This window comes from Streptomyces echinatus (assembly GCF_014203595.1).
Lineage (GTDB): Bacteria > Actinomycetota > Actinomycetes > Streptomycetales > Streptomycetaceae > Streptomyces > Streptomyces echinatus.
This window is the reverse complement of sequence record NZ_JACHJK010000013.1, coordinates 262236-283086: the sequence shown is the minus strand read 5'-3', so window position 1 is coordinate 283086 and position 20851 is coordinate 262236. Positions and strand designations below refer to the sequence as shown.

Here is a 20851-nt window from a genome sequence, read left to right as displayed (position 1 = left end):
GCCGAAGGGGGTATCCGGTGGGCTCAGTGGATGATCCCGGTGCGCAGGGCCACGGCCACCATGCCCGCCCGGTCACCCGTGCCGAGCTTGCGGGCGATGCGGGCGAGGTGGCTCTTCACGGTGAGGGCCGACAGGCCCATGGAGACGCCGATCGCCTTGTTCGACTGGCCCTCCGCGACCAGCCGCAGCACCTCGACCTCGCGTCCGGACAGCTCCCGGTAGCCGCCCGGGTGGCTCGGGGCACCCGGGGGGCGGCGGTGCATGCGGGCGGCGCCGCCGAGGGGAGCCGCGCCGGGCCGGGCGGGGAGCCCGATGTTGGTGCGGGTGCCGGTGACGACGTAGCCCTTGACCCCGCCGGCCAGCGCGTTGCGGACCGCGCCGATGTCGTCGGCGGCGGAGAGCGCCAGCCCGTTGGGCCAGCCCGCGGCGCGGGTCTCGGACAGCAGGGTGAGGCCGGAGCCGTCGGGGAGGTGGACGTCGGCGACACAGATGTCGCGCGGGTTGCCGATGCGGGGACGAGCCTCCGCGATGGACGAGGCTTCGATGACATCGCGCACACCGAGCGCCCAGAGGTGGCGGGTGACGGTGGAGCGGACGCGCGGGTCGGCCACGACCACCATGGCGGTCGGCTTGTTCGGGCGGTAGGCGACCAGGCTTGCGGGTTGCTCTAGGAGAACGGACACCAGGCCTCCTGGGTGGGGGACGGGGCCGGCTTGTGGGGAGGTAGCCGGGACGAACGGTGCTTTCAAGGTCACAGTCGTCTTCGGCAGCAAACTCGTCCGCCTTTAGAGAATGATCACGATCTAGTGAGTAACAATCTGTGCAATTCGGACACGCGATCGATCATCCGAAGATCGAGTCGGTTCGAGCGAGTGCGATTCGAGTACGGAAAGTGGCCGTATCGACAAAGAGATGGTCAACAGCGCGTTTCGCGGCGGCCGCTCAGCGGGACTGCGGGCCCCTGCGCTGCGGCAGCGTCACCACCGAGGCGTCCCCCGGGCCGGCCGGCGGCAGACCCCCGACCTGGGCCAGCAGATCGCACCAGGCGAGCAGGTGGGCGGAGGTGTCCGGCGCCCCGCCCAGGCCCTCGCGGGGCGTCCACGACGCCCGGATCTCGATCTGCGAGGCGGCCGGCCGCTCCGCCAGTCCGCCGAAGTAGTGCGAACCGGCCCGCGTGATCGTGCCGCTCGGCTCGCCGTAGGTCAGCCCGCGCGCCTGCAGCGCCCCGGTCAGCCACGACCAGCACACCTCGGGCAGCAGCGGATCGGCCGCCATCTCCGCCTCCAGCTCCGCCCGCACCAGCGTCACCAGCCGGAACGTGCCCTGCCAGGCCTCGTGCCCGGCCGGGTCGTGCAGCAGCACCAGCCGCCCGTCGGCCAGCTCCTGCTCGCCGTCGACCACCACCGCCTCCAGCGCGTACGCGTAGGGGGCGAGCCGTTGCGGGGCGGGCGTCGGCTCCACCTCGACCTGCGGCCGCAGCCGGCTGCTGCGCAGGGCTTCCACCGCGGCCCGGAAGGCCGGCGGCCCCGACGTGCCGGAGTGCCGGTCCGCATCCTCGGTGTCCTTCACGTCGCCCATTCCATCAGCGCTGTCCGACATTCGTCCGTGAGCCGCAGCCATGCGGGGAAGAGTAAGGGGAACCGGGCCTTCGTGCAGGGCAAGACACCCGCTACTCCGCACCCGGCTGACGCGCGCGGCGGCGGGCGGCCGTGCCGCCCGGGTCACCGCATACCCGCCCGGCGGCGCACGGCCCCGGGGCGCCCGCGTCCGCGCCCGCGCGCGTGCCCTCACGCACTCCCGCGCCCGCGGACGTGCTCTCACACACGCCCGCGCCCTCGCCCACGGACGCGAACGCTCCCCGCCGCCCGCCCACGCCCACGGGGAACCGGCACCGCCGCCCGCCCATGCCGACGGGCGAACCGGCCACCGGCGGGCCGGCCGGCACCGTGCCGGCGGGTGTCCGAAGCGGTGGCCCCCCCTCCGTACACACCGCGCAGGTCCCGTTCCGGCGGCATGCGAAACTTGCCTCGTGACCGCCAAAGACACCACGCAGCCGACAGCGACGTACGACAGCGCCTTCCTCAAGGCGTGCAGGCGTGAACCGGTGCCCCACACGCCCGTGTGGTTCATGCGCCAGGCCGGCCGCTCCCTGCCCGAGTACCGCAAGGTGCGCGAGGGGATCCCCATGCTGGAGTCCTGCATGCGGCCCGAGCTGGTCACCGAGATCACGCTGCAGCCGGTGCGCCGGCACGACGTGGACGCGGCGATCTTCTTCAGCGACATCGTCGTCCCGCTGAAGGCCATCGGCATCGACCTCGACATCAAGCCCGGCGTCGGCCCCGTCGTCGCGGAGCCCGTGCGCACCCGCGCCGACCTGGCCCGGCTGCGCGACCTCGGCCCCGAGGACGTGCCGTACGTCACCGAGGCCATCGGCATGCTCACCGGCGAACTGGGCGCCACCCCGCTGATCGGTTTCGCTGGAGCGCCTTTCACCCTCGCGAGCTACCTGGTCGAGGGCGGTCCCTCGCGTACGTACGAGAACGCCAAGGCGATGATGTACGGCGACCCCGAGCTGTGGTCCGACCTGCTGGACCGTCTCGCCGACATCACCTCCGCCTTCCTGAAGGTGCAGATCGAGGCCGGCGCGAGCGCCGTGCAGCTCTTCGACTCCTGGGCGGGCGCCCTGGCCCCGGCGGACTACCGGACGTCGGTCATGCCGGCCTCGGCGAAGGTCTTCGACGCCGTCGCCGGCTACGGCGTCCCGCGCATCCACTTCGGCGTCGGTACCGGTGAGCTGCTGAAGCTCATGGGCGAGGCCGGCGCGGACGTCGTCGGCGTCGACTGGCGCGTCCCGCTGGACGAGGCCCAGCGCCGCGTCGGGCCCGGCAAGGCGCTCCAGGGCAACCTGGACCCGACCGTCCTGTTCACCGACAAGGACACCGTCGCGGCCAAGGCCCGCGAGGTGCTCGACGCCGCCGCCGGGCTGGAGGGCCACGTCTTCAACCTCGGCCACGGCGTCATGCCGAACACCGACCCGGACGCGCTGACCCGGCTCGTGGAGTACGTCCACACCGCCACCGCGCGCTGACTCACCAGGAGTAGTGGGGCCGTGCCCGTCTGCCGAACAGCAGGCCGGGCGGCTCCGGCGGGGGAGGCGTGCCGGGCTTGAGCGGCCAGGCCAGCAGCATGCCCACCACGAAGCCGACGACGTGCGCCGCGTACGCCACCGTGCCCCCGCCGGACACCCCGTGCCCGGACGAGTACACCGCCTGCAGCGCGAACCAGAAGCCCAGCACCAGCCACGCGGGCAGCCGCAGCGGCAGGAAGACCAGGAACGGCACCAGGACCCACACCCTGGCCTTCGGCCACAGCACGATGTAGGCGCCGAGGACCCCGGCGATGGCGCCGGACGCCCCGATCAGCGGGTCGGCGGAGTCGGCGTTGAGCAGCGCGAAGCCGTAGCCCGCCGCGTAGCCGCAGACGAGGTAGAAGAAGAAGTAGCGGATGTGGCCCATCCGGTCCTCGACGTTGTTGCCGAAGATCAGCAGGAAGAGCATGTTGCCCAGCAGGTGCAGCCAGCCGCCGTGCAGGAACATCGCAGTGAAGACCGACAGCACGGGCGACTTGTCGTAGGCCGGCGGCCCCACCACGCAGCCCGGGCCGTGCGGGCCGAGGCCCACGTCGCCGGTCGGGACCAGCCGGGGCAGCTGATGGTGGATCAGCTCCTGGGGGACTGCCGCGTAGTGGTCCATGAAGGCGTGCAGCCGGCACAGCTGCACCAGGTCGCCGCCGCCGGTCACGGTGCCGGCCGTGCCGGGCGTCGTGAGGAACACCAGGACGTTGGCGGCGATGAGCGCGTACGTCACCCAGGGCGTGCGGCGCGCCGGGTTCACGTCATGGACGGGGATGACCACACAGAAGTAGTGCCCGCGATGCGGCGGGCGAATCGGTGAACGCCTCGGGGCGGGCGCGCGTATCTCTCCTCAACCGACGTGAGGATCAGGCGATGACGAACGCTCCCCAGGTTCCGGCGATGCACGCTCTGCCCGACGGCGAGGCCGAGCTGTCCTTGGTGGTACGGCTCCCCTGGGAGGACCTCGCGCGGCTCGGCCAGGAGGCCGGGCGGCTGGCCTCCCAGATGCAGCGGCCGGTGACGCTGGACGAGGCGGTGAGTTACCGCCTGCGCTCGACCCGTCCGTCCGCCTCCCACGCGAAGCCCTCGGGGGAGCAGCCGGCCGCCGTCTCCTCCGGGGCGGGCGTGACTTCCCTGCCCCGGATCAGCGGGACGGCCTAGGGGGTTTCGTTTGGATCAGGTCGGACCCGGGCTGATCCAAACGAAACCCCTAGCCCTGGCGCGGGGCGCGGCCGCCGCCCGGGGCGGGTCCCGCCGGCCCGGCCGCGCCCGTCCGACCGTGCCCGTCCGACCGGGCCGCGTGCCGGCACCGCCCCGTCGCCGGGGAGCGAGCCGTCCCGGTGACGGTCAGGGGGTCTCGTGGCGCACTCGCGCCGTCGCCTTCCGGGCCGCCACCAGGACCGGGTCCCACACCGGTGAGAACGGAGGGGCGTATCCCAGGTCCAGGGCCGTCATCTGCTCCACCGTCATCCGCGCGGTCAGCGCCACGGCCGCGATGTCGACCCGCTTGCCCGCCCCCTCCCTGCCGACGATCTGCACGCCGAGCAGCCGCCCCGTGCGGGTCTCGGCGAGCATCTTGACCGTCATGGGGGCGGCGCCCGGGTAGTAGCCGGCGCGGCTGGTCGACTCGATGGTGACCGCCTCGAACCGCAGGCCCACCCGGCGGGCGTCCTTCTCCCGCAGGCCGGTGCGGGCGATCTCCAGGTCACAGACCTTGCTCACCGCCGTGCCGACGACACCGGGGAAGGTGGCGTAGCCACCGCCGGCGTTGGTGCCGATGACCTGGCCGTGCTTGTTGGCGTGGGTGCCGAGCGGAACGTACTGCTCCTGCCCGGAGACCAGGTTCAGCACCTCCACACAGTCGCCGCCCGCCCAGATGTTCTCGTGGCCGCGCACCCGCATCGCGAGGTCGGTGAGCAGACCGCCGTGGGCGCCGAGCGGCAGGCCGGCCGCCCGGGCGAGCGCGGTCTCCGGGCGGACGCCGATGCCGAGGATCACCACGTCGGCGGGGTACTCGGCGTCCTCCGTGGCCACCGCCCGCACCCGGCCGTCCTGACCGGTGAGGAGCTTGGTGACCTCGGCGTCGTTCACCATGGTGATGCCGAGGCCCTCCATGGCCCGGTGCACCAGCCGGCCCATGTCCGGGTCCAGCGTCGACATGGGCTCCTCGCCGCGGTTGACGACCGTCACCTCGAAGCCCCGGTTGATCAGCGCCTCGGCCATCTCGACACCGATGTAGCCGGCGCCCACGACCACCGCCCTGCGGCCACGCGTGCGCGCCAGGGTGTCCAGCAGGGCCTGGCCGTCGTCGAGCGTCTGCACACCGTGCACACCGGGGGCGTCCGCGCCGGGCAGGTCCGGACGGACCGGGCGGGCGCCGGTGGCGATGACGAGCTTGTCGTACGGCGTCCAGGACTCGGCGCCGGAATCGACGTCACGCGCGCGTACCCGCTGCCCGGCCACGTCGATCTCCGTGACCTCCGTGCGCATCCGCAGGTCGATGTCCCGCGCGCGGTGCTCCTCGGGCGTGCGGGCGATCAGCCGGTCCCGCTCCGGGACCTCGCCCCCCACCCAGTACGGGATGCCGCACGCCGAGAAGGAGCTGAAGTGGCCGCGCTCGAAGGCCACGATCTCCAACTCCCCGGGGTCCCGCAGCCGCCGGGCCTGCGACGCCGCGGACATGCCCGCGGCGTCACCCCCGATCACGACCAGCCGTTCCCTGCCGCCGTTGCCCCGTCCACCGCTCATGCCCATGGGAACACGCTACGGGGCGCGGGCATTTCAGTCCCGGTCCCCCTCCCGGTTCCCCGCTCGTTCCCCCTGCCGGTGCTCCCCGGCCACCGCCTCCGCCTCCGCCGCGGAGTCCGGCGCCGGCCGGGCCGACGGCAGCGGGCCGAGCGCGGTCGTCGCGGGCGCGGCCTCCGCGCGGCGCGGCAGCCGGGGGCGTACGACCCGCCGCCACAGCACCGTCAGCAGCGTGGCGAGGGCCGCGAACGGCAGGGCCGCGCCGAGCGCGAGGGCGATCCAGCGCAGCACCGAGACGAACACGTGCCAGCCGCCCGCCAGGGCGTCCGTGAAGCCGGGCGAGTCGTCCGCCTGCCGCACCGGGGTCTCGGACAGCGTCAGGGTGACGGTGGCCAGACTCGTGCGGTCCTTCAGCGACGCCTGACGGGCCAGCAGCGCCTCCAGGTCGGCCTGACGGGTGCTCAGCTCGCCCTCCAGCGCGACGACGTCGCTGAGCTTCGCCGCCTTCCCCATCAGCGCGCGGATCCGGTCCACGCTGGCCCGCTGCGACCTGACGCGGCTGTCCACGTCCACCACCTGGTCGGTGACGTCGACCGCCTTGGCCGTGCGGTCGACCAGCCGGCCCGTGCCCTGCAGGCCGGTGAGGACCTCGTCGTACCTCTCGGTGGGCACCCGCAGCACGACCCTGGTGTGTTCGTGGCCGTCGGTGTCCCGGCTCGTGGTCTCGTCGCCGACGTAGCCGCCCGCGTCCTCGGCGGTCGTCCGGGCGGTCCGCAGGGCCTTGGGCACGTCCCCGACCTCGACGGTGAGGGACGCGGTGCGGATGATCGCGTCCGGGGTGAGCGCGGGCGTCGCGCGCGTGGCCTTTCCGCGTTCCGCCGCCCCGCCGGGGACACCGGCCGCCGGGGCGCCCGCGTCCGAGGCGGACTTCGCGGAATCGCCCCCCGAGTCGCCGCCGCCGCACCCGGCGAGCGCGAGGGACGCGGCGAGCAGGACCCCGGCCAGGGCCCCGACGGGCCGGGCGGAGCGGACGGCGAGGGCGGAGCGTGGTGTGCGCATGGGCGGTACCCCCCGAGGGCTGTGGGCTGTGTCGGTCCTTCGACGCCGGGCCCTGCGGGAACGTTGGGCGTGGCCGGTCCCGATGCGGTCACGGTCCGGACTCGTCCCGGACACCGGGTCCCGGAGGGGGTGTCGGCGGGGTCTGAGAGAGTGGGGACATGAGCACAACGGGCAAGGGCCTCGGGCACGTCGTCGTCATCGGGGCCGGCATCGCGGGGCTGGCCGCCGCGCACCGGCTGCTGGCGCGGGGCGCGCGCGTGACCGTGCTGGAGGCCGGCGACCGGGTCGGCGGCAAGCTGCTGCCCGGCGAGATCGCCGGTGTGCGGGTCGACCTGGGCGCCGAGTCCATGCTCGCCCGCCGCCCCGAGGCGGTCGCCCTCGCGCGCGAGGCGGGACTGGCCGAGCAGCTTCAGCCGCCGGCCACCGCCACCGCCTCGATCTGGACCCGGGGCGCCCTGCGGCCCATGCCCAAGGGCCATGTGATGGGTGTGCCCGGCACCGCCGCCGCGCTCTCGGGTGTCCTGTCCGACGAGGGCCTGGCACGCATCGAGCGCGACGCCGGCCTGCCCCGCACCGAGGTCGGCGACGACGTCGCCGTGGGGGAGTACGTGGCGGCCCGGCTCGGCCGCGAGGTGGTCGACCGGCTGGTCGAACCCCTGCTCGGCGGTGTGTACGCGGGCGACGCGTACCGCATCTCGATGCGCTCGGCCGTCCCGGGGCTCTTCCAGGCCGCCCGTGCCCACGCCTCCCTCACCGAGGGCGTCCGGGAGATCCAGGCCAGGGCCGCGGCGAGCGGGCAGACGGGCCCGGTCTTCATGGGTATCGCGGGCGGAGTCGGCCGGCTGCCGCTCGCCGTCGCCGGGTCGGTGCGCGCCCGGGGCGGCGAGATCCTGACCGGAACGCCCGCCCGTGCACTGCGCCGGGAGGCGGCCGGCGGCTGGCGGGTCACCGCGGGTGAGCGGGTGCTGCACGCCGACGCCGTGATCGTCGCCGTACCCGCGCCGGCCGCCGCCGGGCTGCTGCGCGCCGAGTCCCCGGGGGCCGCCGCCGAGCTGTCCGCCGTCGAGTACGCCTCGATGGCCCTGATCACCCTCGCCTACCGGCGCGCCGGCCTGGACCTGCCCGAGGGCAGCGGCTTCCTGGTGCCGCCCGTCGACGGCCGGACCATCAAGGCCTCCACCTTCGCCTCCCGGAAGTGGGGCTGGATCGCCGACGAGGACCCGGACGTGGTCGTGCTGCGCACGTCCGTGGGCCGCCACGGCGAGACGGAGGTGCTCGGCCGCGACGACGCCGACCTGGTGGAGGTGTCCCGGCACGACCTGCGGGAGGCCACGGGCCTGGACGCCGTGCCGCTGGAGACCCGTGTGACCCGCTGGACCGACGGCCTGCCCCAGTACCCCGTCGGGCACCACGCGCGCGTGGCACGCGTGCGGGAGCAGGTCGCGAAGCTCCCGGGGCTCGCGGTGTGCGGCGCGCAGTACGACGGCGTCGGCATCCCGGCGTGCATCGCGAGCGCGTACGCGGCGGTGGACCAGCTGGCCGGCGACCGGTCGGGGGTCGAGGAGCTGACGGCCAACCCGGTGCAGAGCCTGCACGGCGGAGCGGGAGAATAGGGACCATGAGTGACGACGCCCCCATCACCGAGTCCGGCAGGATCCCGAACAAGGGCAAGCTGGCCAAGGACCTCAACGAGGTCATCCGCTACACCCTCTGGTCGGTGTTCAAGCTGAAGGACGCGCTGCCGGAGGACCGCGCGGGATACGCCGACGAGGTCCAGGAGCTGTTCGACCAGCTCGCCGCCAAGGACGTGACGGTCCGCGGCACCTACGACATCTCGGGCCTGCGCGCCGACGCGGATCTGATGATCTGGTGGCACGCCGAGACCAGCGACCAGCTCCAGGAGGCGTACAACCTCTTCCGCCGGACCAGGCTGGGCCGCCACCTGGAGCCGGTCTGGTCGAACATGGCGCTGCACCGCCCCGCCGAGTTCAACCGCTCGCACATCCCGGCGTTCCTCGCCGACGAGACGCCGCGGAACTACGTGAGCGTCTACCCGTTCGTGCGCTCCTACGACTGGTACCTGCTGCCCGACGAGGACCGCCGGCGCATGCTCGCCGACCACGGCAAGATGGCCCGCGGCTACCCGGACGTGCGCGCCAACACGGTCGCCTCGTTCTCGCTCGGCGACTACGAGTGGGTCCTGGCCTTCGAGGCCGACGAGCTGTACCGCATCGTCGACCTCATGCGCCATCTGCGTGCCTCCGAGGCCCGGATGCACGTCCGCGAGGAGGTCCCGTTCTTCACGGGCCGCCGCAAGAGCGTCGCCGACCTGGTGGCGGGCCTGGCGTAACCCCCCCCCGAAGGGGCGCACCTCCGGCGGGGCACCTCCGGCGGGGGCGCCCCCGAAGGTGCGCGGGGAACCGCGCGACGGGCCACGACGCCCCCGCGGCCGCCGACGCCCCCCGGGCGGCACCCTGGTGGGCCGCCCGGCACCGCCGGCCCGGCGCTGGCGCCGGCGTTGTCCTAGCGCACCCTGCCCTTGCCCTTCAACGCCTCCCGCCGGACCCCTTTGCCGGCCGGACCGCCGGAGGCGACCGGTTCCGGGCGCGGCGCGCAGGACGCGTGCCGCGCCGGGAGGCGGCCCGTCAGCAGATACGCCTCCAGATGCCCGTTGACGCAGGCGTTGGGGCCGCCGCCGATGCCGTGCGTGCCCGCGTCCCGCTCCGTCACCAGCACCGAGCCGGCCAGCCGCCGGGTCATCTCCAGGGCGCCCTGGTACGGCGCCGCGGCATCCCGCTCGGCCGCCAGGACCATCACCGGCGGCAGCTCACCCGGCCCGGTCCGCACGTCCAGCGGCTGCTGCCGGGGCGCCGGCCAGTAGGCGCACGGCAGGTTCAGCCACGCGTTGTCCCAGGTCTCGAAGGGCGCCACCCGGGCGAGGCGCGTGTTGTCGCGGTCCCACACCCTCCAGTCCGTCGGCCAGGGCGCGTCGTTGCACTCCACCGCCGTGTACACCGCTTTGCCGTTCTCCGCCTCGGCGGCCGTCTCCGGGCTCGGCGCGGCCAGCCGGACCAGCGGTCCCGGGTCGCCGTGCAGGTAGGCCGAGAGGGCCGCGGCCCGGCTCGGCCAGAAGTCGTCGTAGTAGCCGGCCGTCAGGAACGCGTTCTGCAGCTGGCCGGGACCGACCTTCCCGCCCGCCGCCTTCGCGGCCAGCCGCTCGCGCGCGGTGTCGTAGCCGCGCTGCACCTTCGCGGGTGTGGCACCGAGCCGGTACACGTCGTCGTGCCGGGCGATCCAGTCGCGGAAGTCCGCCCAGCGTTCCTCGAACGCCGCCGACTGGTCCAGGTTGCTGCGGTACCAGATCTTCTGCGGGTCCGGGTTCACCGCCGAGTCCAGCACCATCCGCCGCACGTGCGAGGGGAACATCGCCGCGTACAGCGCGCCGAGATAGGTACCGTACGACGCCCCCATGAAGGTCAGCCGGTTCTCGCCCAGCGCGGCCCGCAGGACGTCCAGGTCCCGGGCGTTGTTGAGCGAGTTGTAGAACCGGAGTGCGCCGCCGGCCCGCTGGGCGCAGCCGCGCGCGTACGCCTTCGCCTGGGCGACGCGCTGCCGCTTGTAGGACTCCGAGGGGTGCGCGGGTGACGCGGAGGGCCCCTTGAAGAACTGTTTCGGGTCCTCGCAGGAGAGCGGGGCCGAGCGGCCCACCCCGCGCGGGGCGTAGCCGACCAGGTCGTAGGCGGCCGCGATCCGCTTCCACTCCCGGACCGTGCCGATCAGCGGGAAGTACATCCCGGAGGCGCCGGGGCCGCCCGGGTTGTAGACCAGGGCGCCCTGCCGGGGAACCTTCCGCTTGCTGTTGTGCGGGTCCTTGTGGGTGGCCGGGATGCGGCTCACCGTCAGCTTGATCCGCTTGCCGTCGGGGTGCGCGTAGTCCAGCGGGACGGACACCGTGCCGCACCGTGTCCCGGCCGGCGCCTGCGGCAGGTCGGCGGCGGTACACCGGCCGAAGTCGATGCCGGCCGCCCGGGCACGGGCCACGGCCTTGGCGGTGCCGTGCAGCTCGGCCGTACCGGGGGCGCCCGGGGTGCCGGGCGCGCCGCCCGCCGGGGCCGCCGCCAGGGTGGTCAGGAGCAAGGACCCGGCGGCCGCGTAGAGGGCGGCAGCTTTCATCGCGTATCCCTTCGGTGCGCGGCGGCGATGGCACGGCTGCCACGGCCCGGCGCCAATAAAAGGGATATTTCGTACGGCTGTGGGGGAAGGCAAGCACCACCCGGCCGGTGTCGGCGCCATTGCCCCCTATGCGCCGCCCGAAGCCGCCGCCGTCACTCCCGCCAGGGCTGGTCGCGGTGGGTGAAGGCCGCGCGCAGCTCCGGCTCGCCGATCGCGCGGATGCCGCGCACGGCGACGGAGGTGAGGAACGACCTCTCGTCACCGGCCGGCTTCCCGGCCAGCGCGCTCAGCAGCCGCTGTCCGGCGGGGGAGGCCCAGCGCGAGTACGGATGCACCTCGAACCGGGCGATGGCCAGGCAGCTCAGCGTCAGTACGAGGGGCAGGGCGAACCACAGGCCCACCAGCAGGCGCGGTGTCCCGGTCTGGACGGGCAGCAGCAGGGCGGTGACGCCCAGCACCACCACGGCCGGCACGGAGGCCCGCACCTGGCGGACGGCGGACCCCACCGTCGTCTCCGCGCCCTCGGGCACCGCGAGCCCCGCGCGCACCAGCCCGTCGGCCAGCCGGCGCACGGCCTCCGTGCCGGCCGCCCGTGCCCGTACCGGCGCTATCCGCGACTGTCCCTCGGGTCCTATGGCCCCTATGACGGACCGCTCCATCTCGTCGCGCCCCCGCGGGTCCACGACCGTGGCCCAGCCGGTGTGCGCGAGCAGCAGCCGTCGCTGCCGTGCCATGGAGACCAGGGTGACGTCGGCGACCCGCGCGGGGCCGCCGGAGAGGAAGGCCGCCTCGTACAGCGTCAGATCACGCTCCCGGCCCGTCGGCGCGTCATGCGCGTCCACGGCTGCCGCGCGAACGGCCGCCAGACACAGGCGAGTGCAGGCCGTACCGGCGAAAGCCCAGGCCAGGAGCAGGAGAAGGACCCAGAACATGACGTGTTTGTATGCCAGAGGCCTGGGCGAACGCCATGCCCTGTTCACGATCCGGACGGAGTGTTGCCGGTATGTGACGTTCCGTTTCCTGTGCTGGTCAGGGGTCGTGAGGGACCGTCAGAGGCGGTCGGGGGGCGCTCAGGGGCCGCTCGTCGCCGGCGGCAGGGAGGAGGTGTCGTCCGGCGGCGGGGTGACCGGCACGACGGCACTCGGATCGACCGCCGGCGGGGTCGGCACCGGGGAGGCGGAGGCCGCGAGGTCCTGCGCCAGCGTGCGGAAGTCGACGTACCCCGTCGCCTCCAGGACCTTGATGTGGTCCAGGACGGTCGCGTTGGCGTCGTCGGCGAGATCGCGGACCAGGGAGTTCTGCGTGCCGGCCCGGACCTGGGCGACGAGGGAGAACACCCGGCCGTGCGCCAGCCGGAGGAGGCCGGCGAACTGGCGGTCGAAGTCCTGGCCCTCGGCCGAGGTCAGGGTGGCGAGCCACTGCTTCTGCTGCTCGTTCGGCTCGTTGGGCAGGGCCACGCCGAGCTGGGTGGCGACGGTCCGCACGTGTGCGTCCAGGGAGGTGTGGCCGTCGACGAGGTGCCGGCCGGCCGTGCGGACGGCCGGCGCCGTTCCCTTCCGCAGCGCCAGCTCTCCGGCGGGCAGCTCCCACAGTCCGGCCAGCCGGACCTTGGTGACGAAGTCCCGGTCCTGCTCGGACAGCGGGCCGTACGGTGTCGTCACCGTCCGTGTGCTCAGCAGGGTCGCGCTCGCCGGGTCCTGCCGGTCGGCGTAGGACCACAGCGGGACGAGCAGGGCGACGACCGTCGCCGCGAGGGCGGTGACGATGAGGCCGGTGCCGCTGACTATGCCTCGGCCGTGGATGGGGGAACGCGGTCGCATGGTGCCTCCTGCACCGCACGCCGGGGGTGCTTGGGGTGGGTGCGGGGTTGGCATATTACTGGGGCCGCGAAGGGGGTTTCGCCGACGGTGGGTGTTCTCGGCGGCGTCGGTGTGGGGTGGGTGGTCCGGTGCGGGTGCGTCGTGGCCGGTCGCGTAGTTCCCCGTGCCCCTTCGGGGCGCTTCGGCTGGGGGTGTTGTCAGGGGTGGGTTCGTCGGAGCGTTTGGAGCATTCTGCCCGTGCGGCCTCGTTCGCGCCTCCGTGGAGCCGGGCCCGCGCGGTCCAGCCACCAGTCCCGCAGGCGCCGTCGCGCGCCCGCGTCCCCCGGCCGCCCCAGCTTCAGCAGATGCCCGGCGAAGTCCAGGGCGTCCCGGCGGTATCCGTCGGTCATCGGCCGGTGCCGGGCGTACTCCAGGAACTCCTCCCGGTACCCCGCCCCCAGGATCTCCGGCAGCTCGGGCGCCACCTTCGCCACCACGCCCGCCCGCTTCGCCGCGAGCGCCCGCGCCTGCACCCCCATCCGCACCCGGTCGAACCCCTCCGGCACCGGCGTCCCCGCCACCAGGGACGACAGCACGGCGGCCTGCGCCACGCCGAGCCGCTCCCGCACGGCGGCCACCGGCCGCACCAGAACGCCGACGCCCCCGGCATCCGGTCCGACGGCCTCCGCGCTCGTCGCCCTCGCGCCGGCGGCCTGCGCGCCCCCGGCCCCCGTGACGTCCGCCGGCGCCGTGCCCGTCGTCGACGGGACTGCCGGGATGCCTGCCAGGGCCGACCGGTCCTCTCCCCCGTCTTGCGGCGCGCGTGAGCGGCCCGCCGCCACGGCCCCGCGGATGGCGTTCAACTCCGCCTCCAGTACAATGGGTTCGGGGAAGTTCTCGTCCCGTTCCAGGAGGACGCCGGGCGGGGCCACCCGGGCGGCGAGGCCGGTCAGGATGTCGAGCACCGGGAGCGGCACGGGGTGCGCGTGGCTGTCGTGCCAGACGCCGTCGCGCTCGAAGCCGCCCGCGACATGGACGTAGGCGATCGCCTCCACGGGCAGCCCGGCCAGCGCCTCCGCCGGGTCCTCGCCCCGGTTGACGTGATTGGTGTGCAGGTTGGCGACGTCGATCAGCAGGCGCACACCGGTCCGCTCGACCAGCTCGGACAGGAACTGCCCCTCGGTCAGCTCCTCGCCCGGCCAGGAGAACAGCGCGGCGATGTTCTCCAGGGCCAGCGGCACCGGCAGCGACTGCTGGGCGATCCGGACGTTCTCGCACAGCACGTCCAGCGCGTCCCGGGTGCGCGGCACGGGCAGCAGATGGCCGGCCTCCAGACGCGGGGAGGCGGTGAGCGCGCCGCCCGCCCGGACGTAGGCGATGTGCTCGGTGACCAGCGGGGAGCCGAGGGCCTGAGCCCGCTCGGCGAGCGCCGTCAGCCGACCCTCGTCGGGGTGGTCCGCGCCGCCGAGGCCGAGGGAGACGCCGTGCGGGATCACCGTCACCCCGCGCTCGCGCAGCCGCAGCAGCGACTCCGGGACGTGACCGGGGCAGACGTTCTCCGCCACGACCTCCACCCAGTCGATGCCCGGCATGCGCTCCACGGCGTCCGCGATCTCCGGCCGCCAGCCGATCCCCGTCCCCAGTCGCCGCATGGCGCGTCCCCCTCCTCGGCCTGTGCTCGTGCGTCGAGTGACGGGGGTATGGCCCCGGCGGACGGCATCGAACCCCCTCCCCACCGCGTTCAGAGCAACATTTGAGGTTCGCTCCCGTGCCGGGCACCGCTCCGGAGGCCGGTCGCCCGGGACCGTGTGCGCGCTCGTGGGAGCCGGTCTGGGCGTCTCCCTGGCCCCGGCGAGCATCCGGCGCATCCGTCTCAGGGGCGTCGCCTTCCGCGGGACAGACCCCGGTACCGCCCGCACCCGGGTCGCCGTCGCCTGGCGTGAGCACGACCGAAGCCCCCTGGTCGCCCACCTGCCGGCGACGGTCAGTCAGGATCCGCCGCCGGACGGACCCTGGGGCGCGACGAGGGCCCGGACGCCAGCGGCTGCCGAATATGCCAAAAGCACACTGCTGAATCCCGGGTTCCGGTAGCAGGCTGCTGTCGTACCGGTCGCCCCCGCCGCGCCGGCGCCCCGACGCCTCCCCGCCCGGGCGGCCTTTCGCGCGGTGGGGCCACGGCCGGTACGACGGGCGGTCAGCGCAGCGCGGGATGGTCGGCGACGACCGTGCAGGAACCCGGTGCGATCTCGGTGAAGCCGGCGTCCCGTACGAGCGGCAGAGCGCCGCCGGTGAGCCGGGCCCAGTCGGCGGGGCCGGCCGTGCGGACGGACAGGGCGTGACCCGAGTCCCGCCACGCCGTGCGCTCCGCGTCGGACAGCGCCCACCAGGCCAGCTGGGCGCCGTGGCCGGCCTGGGCCATCGCCTTGCCGGCCGACATCTCCAGGTCCGGGTTGAGCCACAGCACGGGGTGCGCCGGGTCGGCGGCGACGGGCGGCTCGGGATCGTCCAGGTCGGTGCCCGACACCTGCAGCTTGGCCAGGTCCTTGGGCCAGCCGTCCAGCGGGATCGGCGGGAAGACCCGGACCTCCGCGGACTTGCCGGTCACCGTGACCCCGGGCAGCGCCTCGGCGCGCCGCCACTCGGCGCCCCGGGCCCGCCGGACGACCTTCCGGATCCGCGCGTCCTCCCAGTTCCGCACGGCCTCCGCCCACTCCCCGTCACCGTGCGCGCGCTCGTCGCCGAGGAGGACGAGGACGGCCCGGGCGGCCGTCTCCAGCGCGTCGGTACGGGCGGGCGGGGCACTCCGCTCGATCCGCACGACGAGCGGCAGCACGAACTGCGGGGCCTCGTCGCGGGGGGCGTGCCCGGGCTGGAAGGGACTGTCACCGGAGGGTGCTGGAACGTGGCTCACGGGAGCCCAGCCTACGAACCCGCGGCCGGACGGATCAACGCGCGGGTCGGCTCGAGGCCCACGCGGGCTGGGCGGGGCGGGGCGGACAGGGCCTGGCCGGGCGGGGCGGGATCGGACGAGGTGGGACCGGGCCGGGCGCGGTCGGGAAAATCGCGGTGCCGTCCGATGAACCGGCGGGCCGTGTCGTCCCGTCTTGATCCACTGAAGAAGGGGAGGGCCGATGAGCCAGTATTTCGAGATCGGTGACGAGACGCTCTGGAACCCGTCCAACGGGGCCGCGCGACTGTTCCTGCGGCAGGTGGAGGTCTTCGAGGCCGAACTGGAGCTGCCGTCCGGCCTCGGGCCGATGCGGAACGACGAGTGCGAGATCGACCCGGCCGTCTTCTCGGTCTTCGTGCACGCCCTGCTCGCCCGGCACCGGCGGACCGGCCACGGCGTCGTCCTGGCCCTGTCCGAAGGGTTCGTCGCCACCGTCGTCGCCCTCGCCGGGCGCGCCGGGACCGACATCGACTGGGCCCGGCTCGAAGCCGTGCCGGACGGCCCCCGGTCGGACGTGCACGTCTCGGCGGCCGGGATGTCCGGGCCGGGCGACGGGGGCCCCTGGGCCGCGGCGCTGCGCGCCAGGGCGGCCGAGCTCAGCCGCGGCATGGCCCGCTGACCCGCCGGCCGGGACATCAGCCATACCCCTCCGCACCGGAATGCCCCCCATGAACCCTGACCCGCGTCCGACCTCCGTGCGACCCATGCACCCCATGCACCGTGACCTGCGTCTGACCGCCGTCGGCCGCCGCTACGGCATCCGCGGACCCTGGGTGCTGCGGGGCGTCGACCTCGCCGTCGCCCCCGGCACCCTCACCCGGATCGAAGGGGCGAACGGCACCGGAAAGTCCACCCTGCTCCGGCTGCTCGCCCGGCTCGACGCGCCCACCGAGGGCCGGATCACCGGGCGGCCGCGCACGGCGTACGTGCCGGAGCGGTTTCCGTCCGCCCTGCCCTTCACGGCCGCCGGCTATCTCACCCACCTCGGTACCGTGCACGGCCTGTCCCGGGCCGACGCCGCCCGCCGCGCCGCCGAATGGCTGGAGCGGTTCGGCGCGGGCGCCTACGCCGGGACGCCGCTGACGCGGCTGTCCAAGGGCAGCAGCCAGAAGGTCGCCGTCGCCCAGGCCCTGCTCGGCGACCCGGAGCTGCTGGTGCTGGACGAGGCGTGGACCGGGCTCGACACGGCGGCGCGGGAGGAGCTGGAACGGGCGGTGGCCGAGCGGACGGCCGCCGGGGGCGCCGTGGTGTTCGTGGACCACGACCCGGGCCGGCTCGCCGGGATGCCGGACGCGACGTACACCGTGCTCGACGGCGGTCTGCGGGCGCGGACGGACGGCGGAAGCCCGCCGGCCGGACCGGTCACCGTCGTCGTGGTGCGGGGAGCCCCGGGCGGGCCGCTGCCGCCCGAGGCGGTACGGATCGCCCTCTCCACCGAGGAGACCGGCCCCGGCGGCCACCGCCTCACCGTCCCGGTCTCCCGCTCCGACGTCCTGCTGCGCACCCTGCTCACGGCACGCCCGCCCTGGCACGTGGAGCGGGTCGAACCCGCCGGTGCACCGCCCCCCGACCCCGGAAGCCGCCCATGACCGCACTCCTGCGCTACCAGGCCGACCTGCTGCTGCGCTCTCAGCGCTGGCTGCCGCCGGTGATCCTGTACGCCGTGTTCCTGGGGGTCGGGGTGCAGAGCGGCCAGCCGGTGCTGAACTCGCTCGGCTACACCGCCGCGGCCCTGCTGCCGGTGGCCGCCTGGCTGGTCCGCGTCTGTGTCACCGGCGAGCCGCCCGCGGCCCGCGCCTGCGTCGCCGCCGCGCGCGGACCCGCCCGCGCGCACCTCGCCTGTCTGCTGACCGCCCTGCTGGCGGCCGTGCTGCTCGGGGTGGCGGCCACCGTGGTGGTGACGCTCATCAGCACACCGGTGAGTGACGGCCACCGGGTCCACATCGCCCCGCTCCGGGCCGCCGCGGCCGGGCTGCCGGTCGTCCTCGCCTGCGCGTCGCTCGGCGCGGCCGTCGGCGCGCTCACCAGTCACCCGGTGCTGCGCTCTACCGGCCGGGCGGTGCCCGCGCTGCTGCTGGGCACGCTGCTCGCGGTGGTGTCGGCCGGATCCCCGGCGCAGGCCGCGATCAGCGGCCTGGTCACCGGCTCGCGGACCGGCCGGGCGCACATCGCGCTGCTGCCGCCGACCGTCGCGGCCCTGTGCACGGCCGCCGCCTTCGCCGCGGCGGCCTGGCTCGCCGGCCGCCGGTCACCCTGAGGTCAGCCGGAGCAGGCGGTGCGCTGCGCCTCCTGCCACTCGCACCGGGGGCACAGCGTGATGCCCTTGTACGAGTCCGGGTACTCCGTCGGCTCCCGGCACAGCACACACTCCGCGTACGGCGGCCCGTCGGCCTTCGCCGGCTTCACCGCGTCGACGATCGTGCAGTAGTCCTCGTCGCTCATGTCCTCAGGGTAGGACGGCCCCGCCGGATCACTGCCGTCCGTCGGCCTGGCCGATCAGCTCGGAGACCTTCACGAACCGGTAGCCCCGCTCGCGCAGCTCCGGTACGACCGTGCGGACGACCCGCTCGGTCGTCGGGGCGGCGCTGCGGGTGCAGTGCAGGACCACCACCGACCCCGGCTTCACCCCGTCGAGCACCTGCTTGACCACCGCGTCGGCGTCCGTGGCGAACGCGTCCCCGCTGACCACGTCCCACTGCACCGCGGTCACCCCGAGCCCGCTGAGCTCGCGCAGCGCCCGCTGGTCGTAACAGCCGCCGGGGAAGCGGAAGTACGGCATCGCGTGCGGCACGCCGGCGGCGCGGAGCGAGGTGTACGCCCGCTGGACGTCCGCCTTCATCCCGTCGGCGTCGACCGTCGGCAGGCCGTAGCAGTCGGCGGTGAACGCGTAGTGGCTCCAGGAGTGGTTGGCCACCTCGAACTGCGGGTCGTGGCCCAGCCGGCGGGCCTCGTCCGGGTACTGGTCGGCCCACCTGCCGGTCATGAACACGGTCGCCGGCACCTTCAGTTCGCGCAGCGCGGCGATCAGGCCCGGGTTGTCGAAGTGCTCGCCGGAGGCCGCACGGGGCTCCTGGTCGGCGGTCATGTCGGCGTCGAAGGTGAACGCGACCGTCTTGCCCAGGGTGCGCGGGCCGTGCTCGAAGACCGGGGTCAGCCCGCCGGGGCCCGGTGCCAGCACGGGCGGACGCGCGGCGGAGGGCGAGGCGGACACGGTGGGCCCGGCCGGGGCCCGGCGGGCGGGGCCCGAGGTCCCGCAGGCGGTGAGCGCCGCGCCCAGGGCGCAGACGGCGGTGATGCGGCGTACTGATGGGATCACCGTACGAACGTAGGCAGAAAAGTGTGTTTATACGGCGATATGGTCCGTGGCGCGGCGGTACGGTCACCCGCGCGGCGGGCGTACGGCCCCCGGTCAGTCGAGGTCGCGCCGTTCCAGCGGCTTGACCGCGGGGCCCTGGAGCACCGTGCCGTCGACGGCGAAGCGCGAGCCGTGGCAGGGGCACTCCCAGGCGCGTTCGGCGCGGTTGAAGGAGACCAGGCAGCCGAGGTGGGTGCAGCGGGCCGACACGGCGTGCAGGGCGCCCTCGTCGTCGCGGTGCACGGCGAGCCGTTCGCCGCCGGACCGCACCAGCGCTCCGTCGCCGGGAGCCAGGTCGTCCACGGAGGCCGGCGGCCTCAGCCGGTCGCCGACGAAGTGCCGGGCCACCTCCGCCTGCGTCTTCAGCAGCGACGGCGCCTCACGCACCACCGACTTCAGCCGGCGCGGGTCGTACAGCCCGCTCCAGGCGCAGTCCCGGCCGGTGATCAGCGCGGTCAGCAGCCGCCCGGCCATGATGCCGCCGCTCAGGCCCCAGCCGCCGAAGCCGGTGGCGACATAGGTGTGCCGGGCGCCGGGGTGGAACGGCCCGACCAGCGGGACCGTGTCGGTGGACTCGTTGTCCTGGGTGGCCCAGGCCTGGTCCAGGGTCGCCCCGGGGAAGTGCACCTCGGCCCAGGCGGCCAGCCGGTCGAAGCCGGCCCGCGGATCGCCGGTGCCGGGCGTGAAATGCTCCCCGGTGACCACGAGCAGCCGCCGCCCGTCCTCGCCGTAGGGCGCGGTGCGCACCGAGCGGGTGTTCTCGTCGGGGGTGATGTACATGCCGTGCGGGTCCCGGCCGTCGCCCAGCGGCCCGGCGACGACGAGTTCCCGGCGCGGGGAGAGCCGGGCGAACAGCAGGGCCCGGTCGAACACCGGGTAGTGGGTGGCCAGCACGACGTCCCGGGCGGTCACCGTGGCGCCCGCCCCGGTCGTCAGCCGGCACGGCTCGGCCTCCGCCAGACCGGTGACCCGGGTGCCCTCATAGACCTGCCCGCCACGCGCGATCAGATCGGCGGTGATCGCCCGCAGGTACTTGACCGGGTGGAACTGCGCCTGCCCGGTCACCCGGACCGCGCCCGCCACCGGGAACGGCAGCCCGGTCTCCGTGGTGAACACCGCCGGCAGACCCGCCTCCCGCGCGGCCTCCGCCTCGGCCCGCACCTCCTCGGCCCGGCCCCGGTCCCGGACGTAGGTGTACGCGTCCCTGGTCTCCCACTCGCAGTCGATGCCCAGCTCCGCCACCAGCGCCGCCGCGTGCTCGATCGCATCCGACTGCGAACGGGCGTACAGCCGTGCCCCGTCGGGCCCGCGGGTGCGCCGCAGCCGGTCGTAGACGAGGGTGTGCTGGGCGGTCAGCTTCGCGGTGGTGTGGCCCGTGACCCCGGCCGCCACCCGCCCGGCCTCCAGCACCGCCACCCGCAGCCCGGCCCGGACCAGCTCGTGGGCGGTGCTCAGCCCGGCGATGCCGGCGCCGACGACGGCCACGTCGACGTCGAGATCCTCGTCCAGGGCCGGGTGGGCCGGGCCGGGGGCGGTCCGCAGCCAGTACGACTCGGTGACCTTCCGCTGCTCACGCATGCCCGCCGGGTACCCCGGCCGACGGGGCTCACCTGTGCCGGGGGCGGCCCGTCCGGCCG

Annotated in this window: 20 protein-coding genes and 1 pseudogene; 8 read left to right on the top strand and 13 right to left on the bottom strand. The window is 74.7% G+C overall.

Annotated elements, in window-relative coordinates; genetic code table 11:
* Positions 1 to 23 precede the first annotated feature (23 nt).
* Together FHS34_RS31555 and FHS34_RS31550 are read right to left on the bottom strand one after the other, a co-directional pair.
* Positions 24 to 683: a response regulator transcription factor gene (locus tag FHS34_RS31555; protein WP_037655387.1), complete on the bottom strand. Its 660-nt coding sequence runs from the start codon at positions 681 to 683 to the stop codon at positions 24 to 26.
* Between the two features lie 259 nt (positions 684 to 942).
* Positions 943 to 1620, bottom strand: a complete 678-nt coding sequence (locus FHS34_RS31550; RefSeq protein WP_184971778.1) for a DUF3000 domain-containing protein — start codon at positions 1618 to 1620, stop codon at positions 943 to 945.
* Between the two features lie 409 nt (positions 1621 to 2029).
* Here FHS34_RS31550 and hemE point away from each other — a divergent pair, with 409 nt between their 5' ends.
* Positions 2030 to 3088: a uroporphyrinogen decarboxylase gene (gene hemE / locus FHS34_RS31545; RefSeq protein WP_184971776.1), complete on the top strand. Its 1059-nt coding sequence runs from the start codon at positions 2030 to 2032 to the stop codon at positions 3086 to 3088.
* 1 nt (position 3089) lies between these two features.
* Here the strand turns inward: hemE and FHS34_RS31540 are convergent, their stop codons facing one another.
* Positions 3090 to 3914 carry a rhomboid family intramembrane serine protease gene (locus tag FHS34_RS31540; protein ID WP_184971774.1) on the bottom strand — a complete coding sequence of 275 codons (825 nt, stop codon included), beginning with the start codon at positions 3912 to 3914 and terminating at the stop codon, positions 3090 to 3092.
* A 92-nt stretch (positions 3915 to 4006) separates the two neighbouring features.
* Here FHS34_RS31540 and FHS34_RS31535 point away from each other — a divergent pair, with 92 nt between their 5' ends.
* Entirely contained in the window at positions 4007 to 4294 is a 288-nt protein-coding gene (locus FHS34_RS31535) for a hypothetical protein (RefSeq protein WP_225817677.1), read from the top strand.
* A 186-nt stretch (positions 4295 to 4480) separates the two neighbouring features.
* On the opposite strand, the gene FHS34_RS31530 is transcribed toward FHS34_RS31535, so the two are convergent.
* Entirely contained in the window at positions 4481 to 5887 is a 1407-nt protein-coding gene (locus FHS34_RS31530; RefSeq protein ID WP_184971772.1) for an FAD-dependent oxidoreductase, read from the bottom strand.
* 27 nt (positions 5888 to 5914) lie between these two features.
* Positions 5915 to 6937, bottom strand: a complete 1023-nt coding sequence (locus FHS34_RS31525; protein WP_184971770.1) for a DUF4349 domain-containing protein — start codon at positions 6935 to 6937, stop codon at positions 5915 to 5917.
* 158 nt (positions 6938 to 7095) lie between these two features.
* Between FHS34_RS31525 and hemG the strand changes: the two genes are divergently transcribed.
* Both hemG and hemQ read left to right on the top strand, forming a co-directional pair.
* Positions 7096 to 8550 carry a protoporphyrinogen oxidase gene (gene hemG, locus FHS34_RS31520; protein WP_184971767.1) on the top strand — a complete coding sequence of 485 codons (1455 nt, stop codon included), beginning with the start codon at positions 7096 to 7098 and terminating at the stop codon, positions 8548 to 8550.
* Between the two features lie 5 nt (positions 8551 to 8555).
* Positions 8556 to 9287 (top strand): hydrogen peroxide-dependent heme synthase, encoded by a 732-nt coding sequence (gene hemQ / locus FHS34_RS31515; RefSeq protein ID WP_184971765.1) that lies wholly within the window; start codon positions 8556 to 8558, stop codon positions 9285 to 9287.
* Between the two features lie 173 nt (positions 9288 to 9460).
* On the opposite strand, the gene FHS34_RS31510 is transcribed toward hemQ, so the two are convergent.
* From FHS34_RS31510 to FHS34_RS31495, 4 genes are all read right to left on the bottom strand, one after another.
* The gene (locus tag FHS34_RS31510) at positions 9461 to 11110 is read right to left on the bottom strand and encodes an alpha/beta hydrolase (RefSeq protein ID WP_184971763.1); all 1650 of its coding nucleotides are present in this window, start codon (positions 11108 to 11110) and stop codon (positions 9461 to 9463) included.
* 152 nt (positions 11111 to 11262) lie between these two features.
* Positions 11263 to 12042, bottom strand: a complete 780-nt coding sequence (locus FHS34_RS31505) for a TIGR04222 domain-containing membrane protein (protein WP_184971761.1) — start codon at positions 12040 to 12042, stop codon at positions 11263 to 11265.
* A gap of 138 nt (positions 12043 to 12180) precedes the next feature.
* Positions 12181 to 12930 carry a DUF4142 domain-containing protein gene (locus FHS34_RS31500; RefSeq protein ID WP_184971759.1) on the bottom strand — a complete coding sequence of 250 codons (750 nt, stop codon included), beginning with the start codon at positions 12928 to 12930 and terminating at the stop codon, positions 12181 to 12183.
* Positions 12931 to 13127: 197 nt separating this feature from the next.
* Complete coding sequence (locus FHS34_RS31495; protein ID WP_184971757.1) at positions 13128 to 14561, bottom strand: MbnB/TglH/ChrH family RiPP precursor modification enzyme; 1434 nt, start codon at positions 14559 to 14561, stop codon at positions 13128 to 13130.
* A 151-nt stretch (positions 14562 to 14712) separates the two neighbouring features.
* On the opposite strand from FHS34_RS31495, the pseudogene FHS34_RS42815 reads away from it, so the two are divergent.
* Positions 14713 to 14913 (top strand): annotated as a pseudogene (locus tag FHS34_RS42815) (LysR family transcriptional regulator); the annotation flags it as partial.
* A 190-nt stretch (positions 14914 to 15103) separates the two neighbouring features.
* Here the strand turns inward: FHS34_RS42815 and FHS34_RS31490 are convergent.
* Positions 15104 to 15820, bottom strand: coding sequence for a peptidyl-tRNA hydrolase (locus FHS34_RS31490; protein WP_184971755.1), 717 nt, complete (start codon positions 15818 to 15820; stop codon positions 15104 to 15106).
* A gap of 220 nt (positions 15821 to 16040) precedes the next feature.
* Here FHS34_RS31490 and FHS34_RS31485 point away from each other — a divergent pair, with 220 nt between their 5' ends.
* The 3 genes from FHS34_RS31485 (at position 16041) to FHS34_RS31475 (ending at position 18116) form a co-directional block, all read left to right on the top strand.
* Complete coding sequence (locus FHS34_RS31485; protein WP_184971753.1) at positions 16041 to 16478, top strand: DUF6086 family protein; 438 nt, start codon at positions 16041 to 16043, stop codon at positions 16476 to 16478.
* 94 nt (positions 16479 to 16572) lie between these two features.
* Entirely contained in the window at positions 16573 to 17448 is an 876-nt protein-coding gene (locus tag FHS34_RS31480; protein WP_184971751.1) for an ABC transporter ATP-binding protein, read from the top strand.
* Positions 17445 to 18116 (top strand): ABC transporter, encoded by a 672-nt coding sequence (locus tag FHS34_RS31475; RefSeq protein WP_184971749.1) that lies wholly within the window; start codon positions 17445 to 17447, stop codon positions 18114 to 18116. Before FHS34_RS31480 ends, FHS34_RS31475 begins: the two co-directional genes overlap by 4 nt.
* 2 nt (positions 18117 to 18118) lie before the next feature.
* Here the strand turns inward: FHS34_RS31475 and FHS34_RS31470 are convergent, their stop codons facing one another.
* The 3 genes from FHS34_RS31470 to FHS34_RS31460 all read right to left on the bottom strand — a co-directional run bounded on the left by FHS34_RS31470 (position 18119) and on the right by FHS34_RS31460 (position 20792).
* A complete protein-coding gene (locus FHS34_RS31470; protein WP_184971747.1) occupies positions 18119 to 18301 on the bottom strand; it encodes a hypothetical protein in 183 nt (60 codons plus the stop codon).
* Between the two features lie 28 nt (positions 18302 to 18329).
* Entirely contained in the window at positions 18330 to 19175 is an 846-nt protein-coding gene (locus FHS34_RS31465; protein WP_184971744.1) for a polysaccharide deacetylase family protein, read from the bottom strand.
* A 93-nt stretch (positions 19176 to 19268) separates the two neighbouring features.
* Entirely contained in the window at positions 19269 to 20792 is a 1524-nt protein-coding gene (locus tag FHS34_RS31460; RefSeq protein WP_184971742.1) for an FAD-dependent oxidoreductase, read from the bottom strand.
* Between the last annotated feature and the right edge of the window lie 59 nt (positions 20793 to 20851).

Coding starts and splice junctions, on each gene's coding strand:
- FHS34_RS31505 (WP_184971761.1), bottom strand. CDS start 12,042: ATGTTCTGGGTCCTTCTCCTGCTCCTGGCCTGGGCTTTCGCCGGTACG.
- FHS34_RS31470 (WP_184971747.1), bottom strand. CDS start 18,301: ATGAGCGACGAGGACTACTGCACGATCGTCGACGCGGTGAAGCCGGCG.
- FHS34_RS31495 (WP_184971757.1), bottom strand. CDS start 14,561: ATGCGGCGACTGGGGACGGGGATCGGCTGGCGGCCGGAGATCGCGGAC.
- FHS34_RS31500 (WP_184971759.1), bottom strand. CDS start 12,930: ATGCGACCGCGTTCCCCCATCCACGGCCGAGGCATAGTCAGCGGCACC.
- FHS34_RS31535 (WP_225817677.1), top strand. CDS start 4,007: ATGACGAACGCTCCCCAGGTTCCGGCGATGCACGCTCTGCCCGACGGC.
- FHS34_RS31485 (WP_184971753.1), top strand. CDS start 16,041: ATGAGCCAGTATTTCGAGATCGGTGACGAGACGCTCTGGAACCCGTCC.
- FHS34_RS31475 (WP_184971749.1), top strand. CDS start 17,445: ATGACCGCACTCCTGCGCTACCAGGCCGACCTGCTGCTGCGCTCTCAG.
- hemG (WP_184971767.1), top strand. CDS start 7,096: ATGAGCACAACGGGCAAGGGCCTCGGGCACGTCGTCGTCATCGGGGCC.
- FHS34_RS31480 (WP_184971751.1), top strand. CDS start 16,573: ATGCACCGTGACCTGCGTCTGACCGCCGTCGGCCGCCGCTACGGCATC.
- FHS34_RS31460 (WP_184971742.1), bottom strand. CDS start 20,792: ATGCGTGAGCAGCGGAAGGTCACCGAGTCGTACTGGCTGCGGACCGCC.
- hemQ (WP_184971765.1), top strand. CDS start 8,556: ATGAGTGACGACGCCCCCATCACCGAGTCCGGCAGGATCCCGAACAAG.
- FHS34_RS31510 (WP_184971763.1), bottom strand. CDS start 11,110: ATGAAAGCTGCCGCCCTCTACGCGGCCGCCGGGTCCTTGCTCCTGACC.
- FHS34_RS31525 (WP_184971770.1), bottom strand. CDS start 6,937: ATGCGCACACCACGCTCCGCCCTCGCCGTCCGCTCCGCCCGGCCCGTC.
- FHS34_RS31550 (WP_184971778.1), bottom strand. CDS start 1,620: ATGGCTGCGGCTCACGGACGAATGTCGGACAGCGCTGATGGAATGGGC.
- FHS34_RS31530 (WP_184971772.1), bottom strand. CDS start 5,887: ATGGGCATGAGCGGTGGACGGGGCAACGGCGGCAGGGAACGGCTGGTC.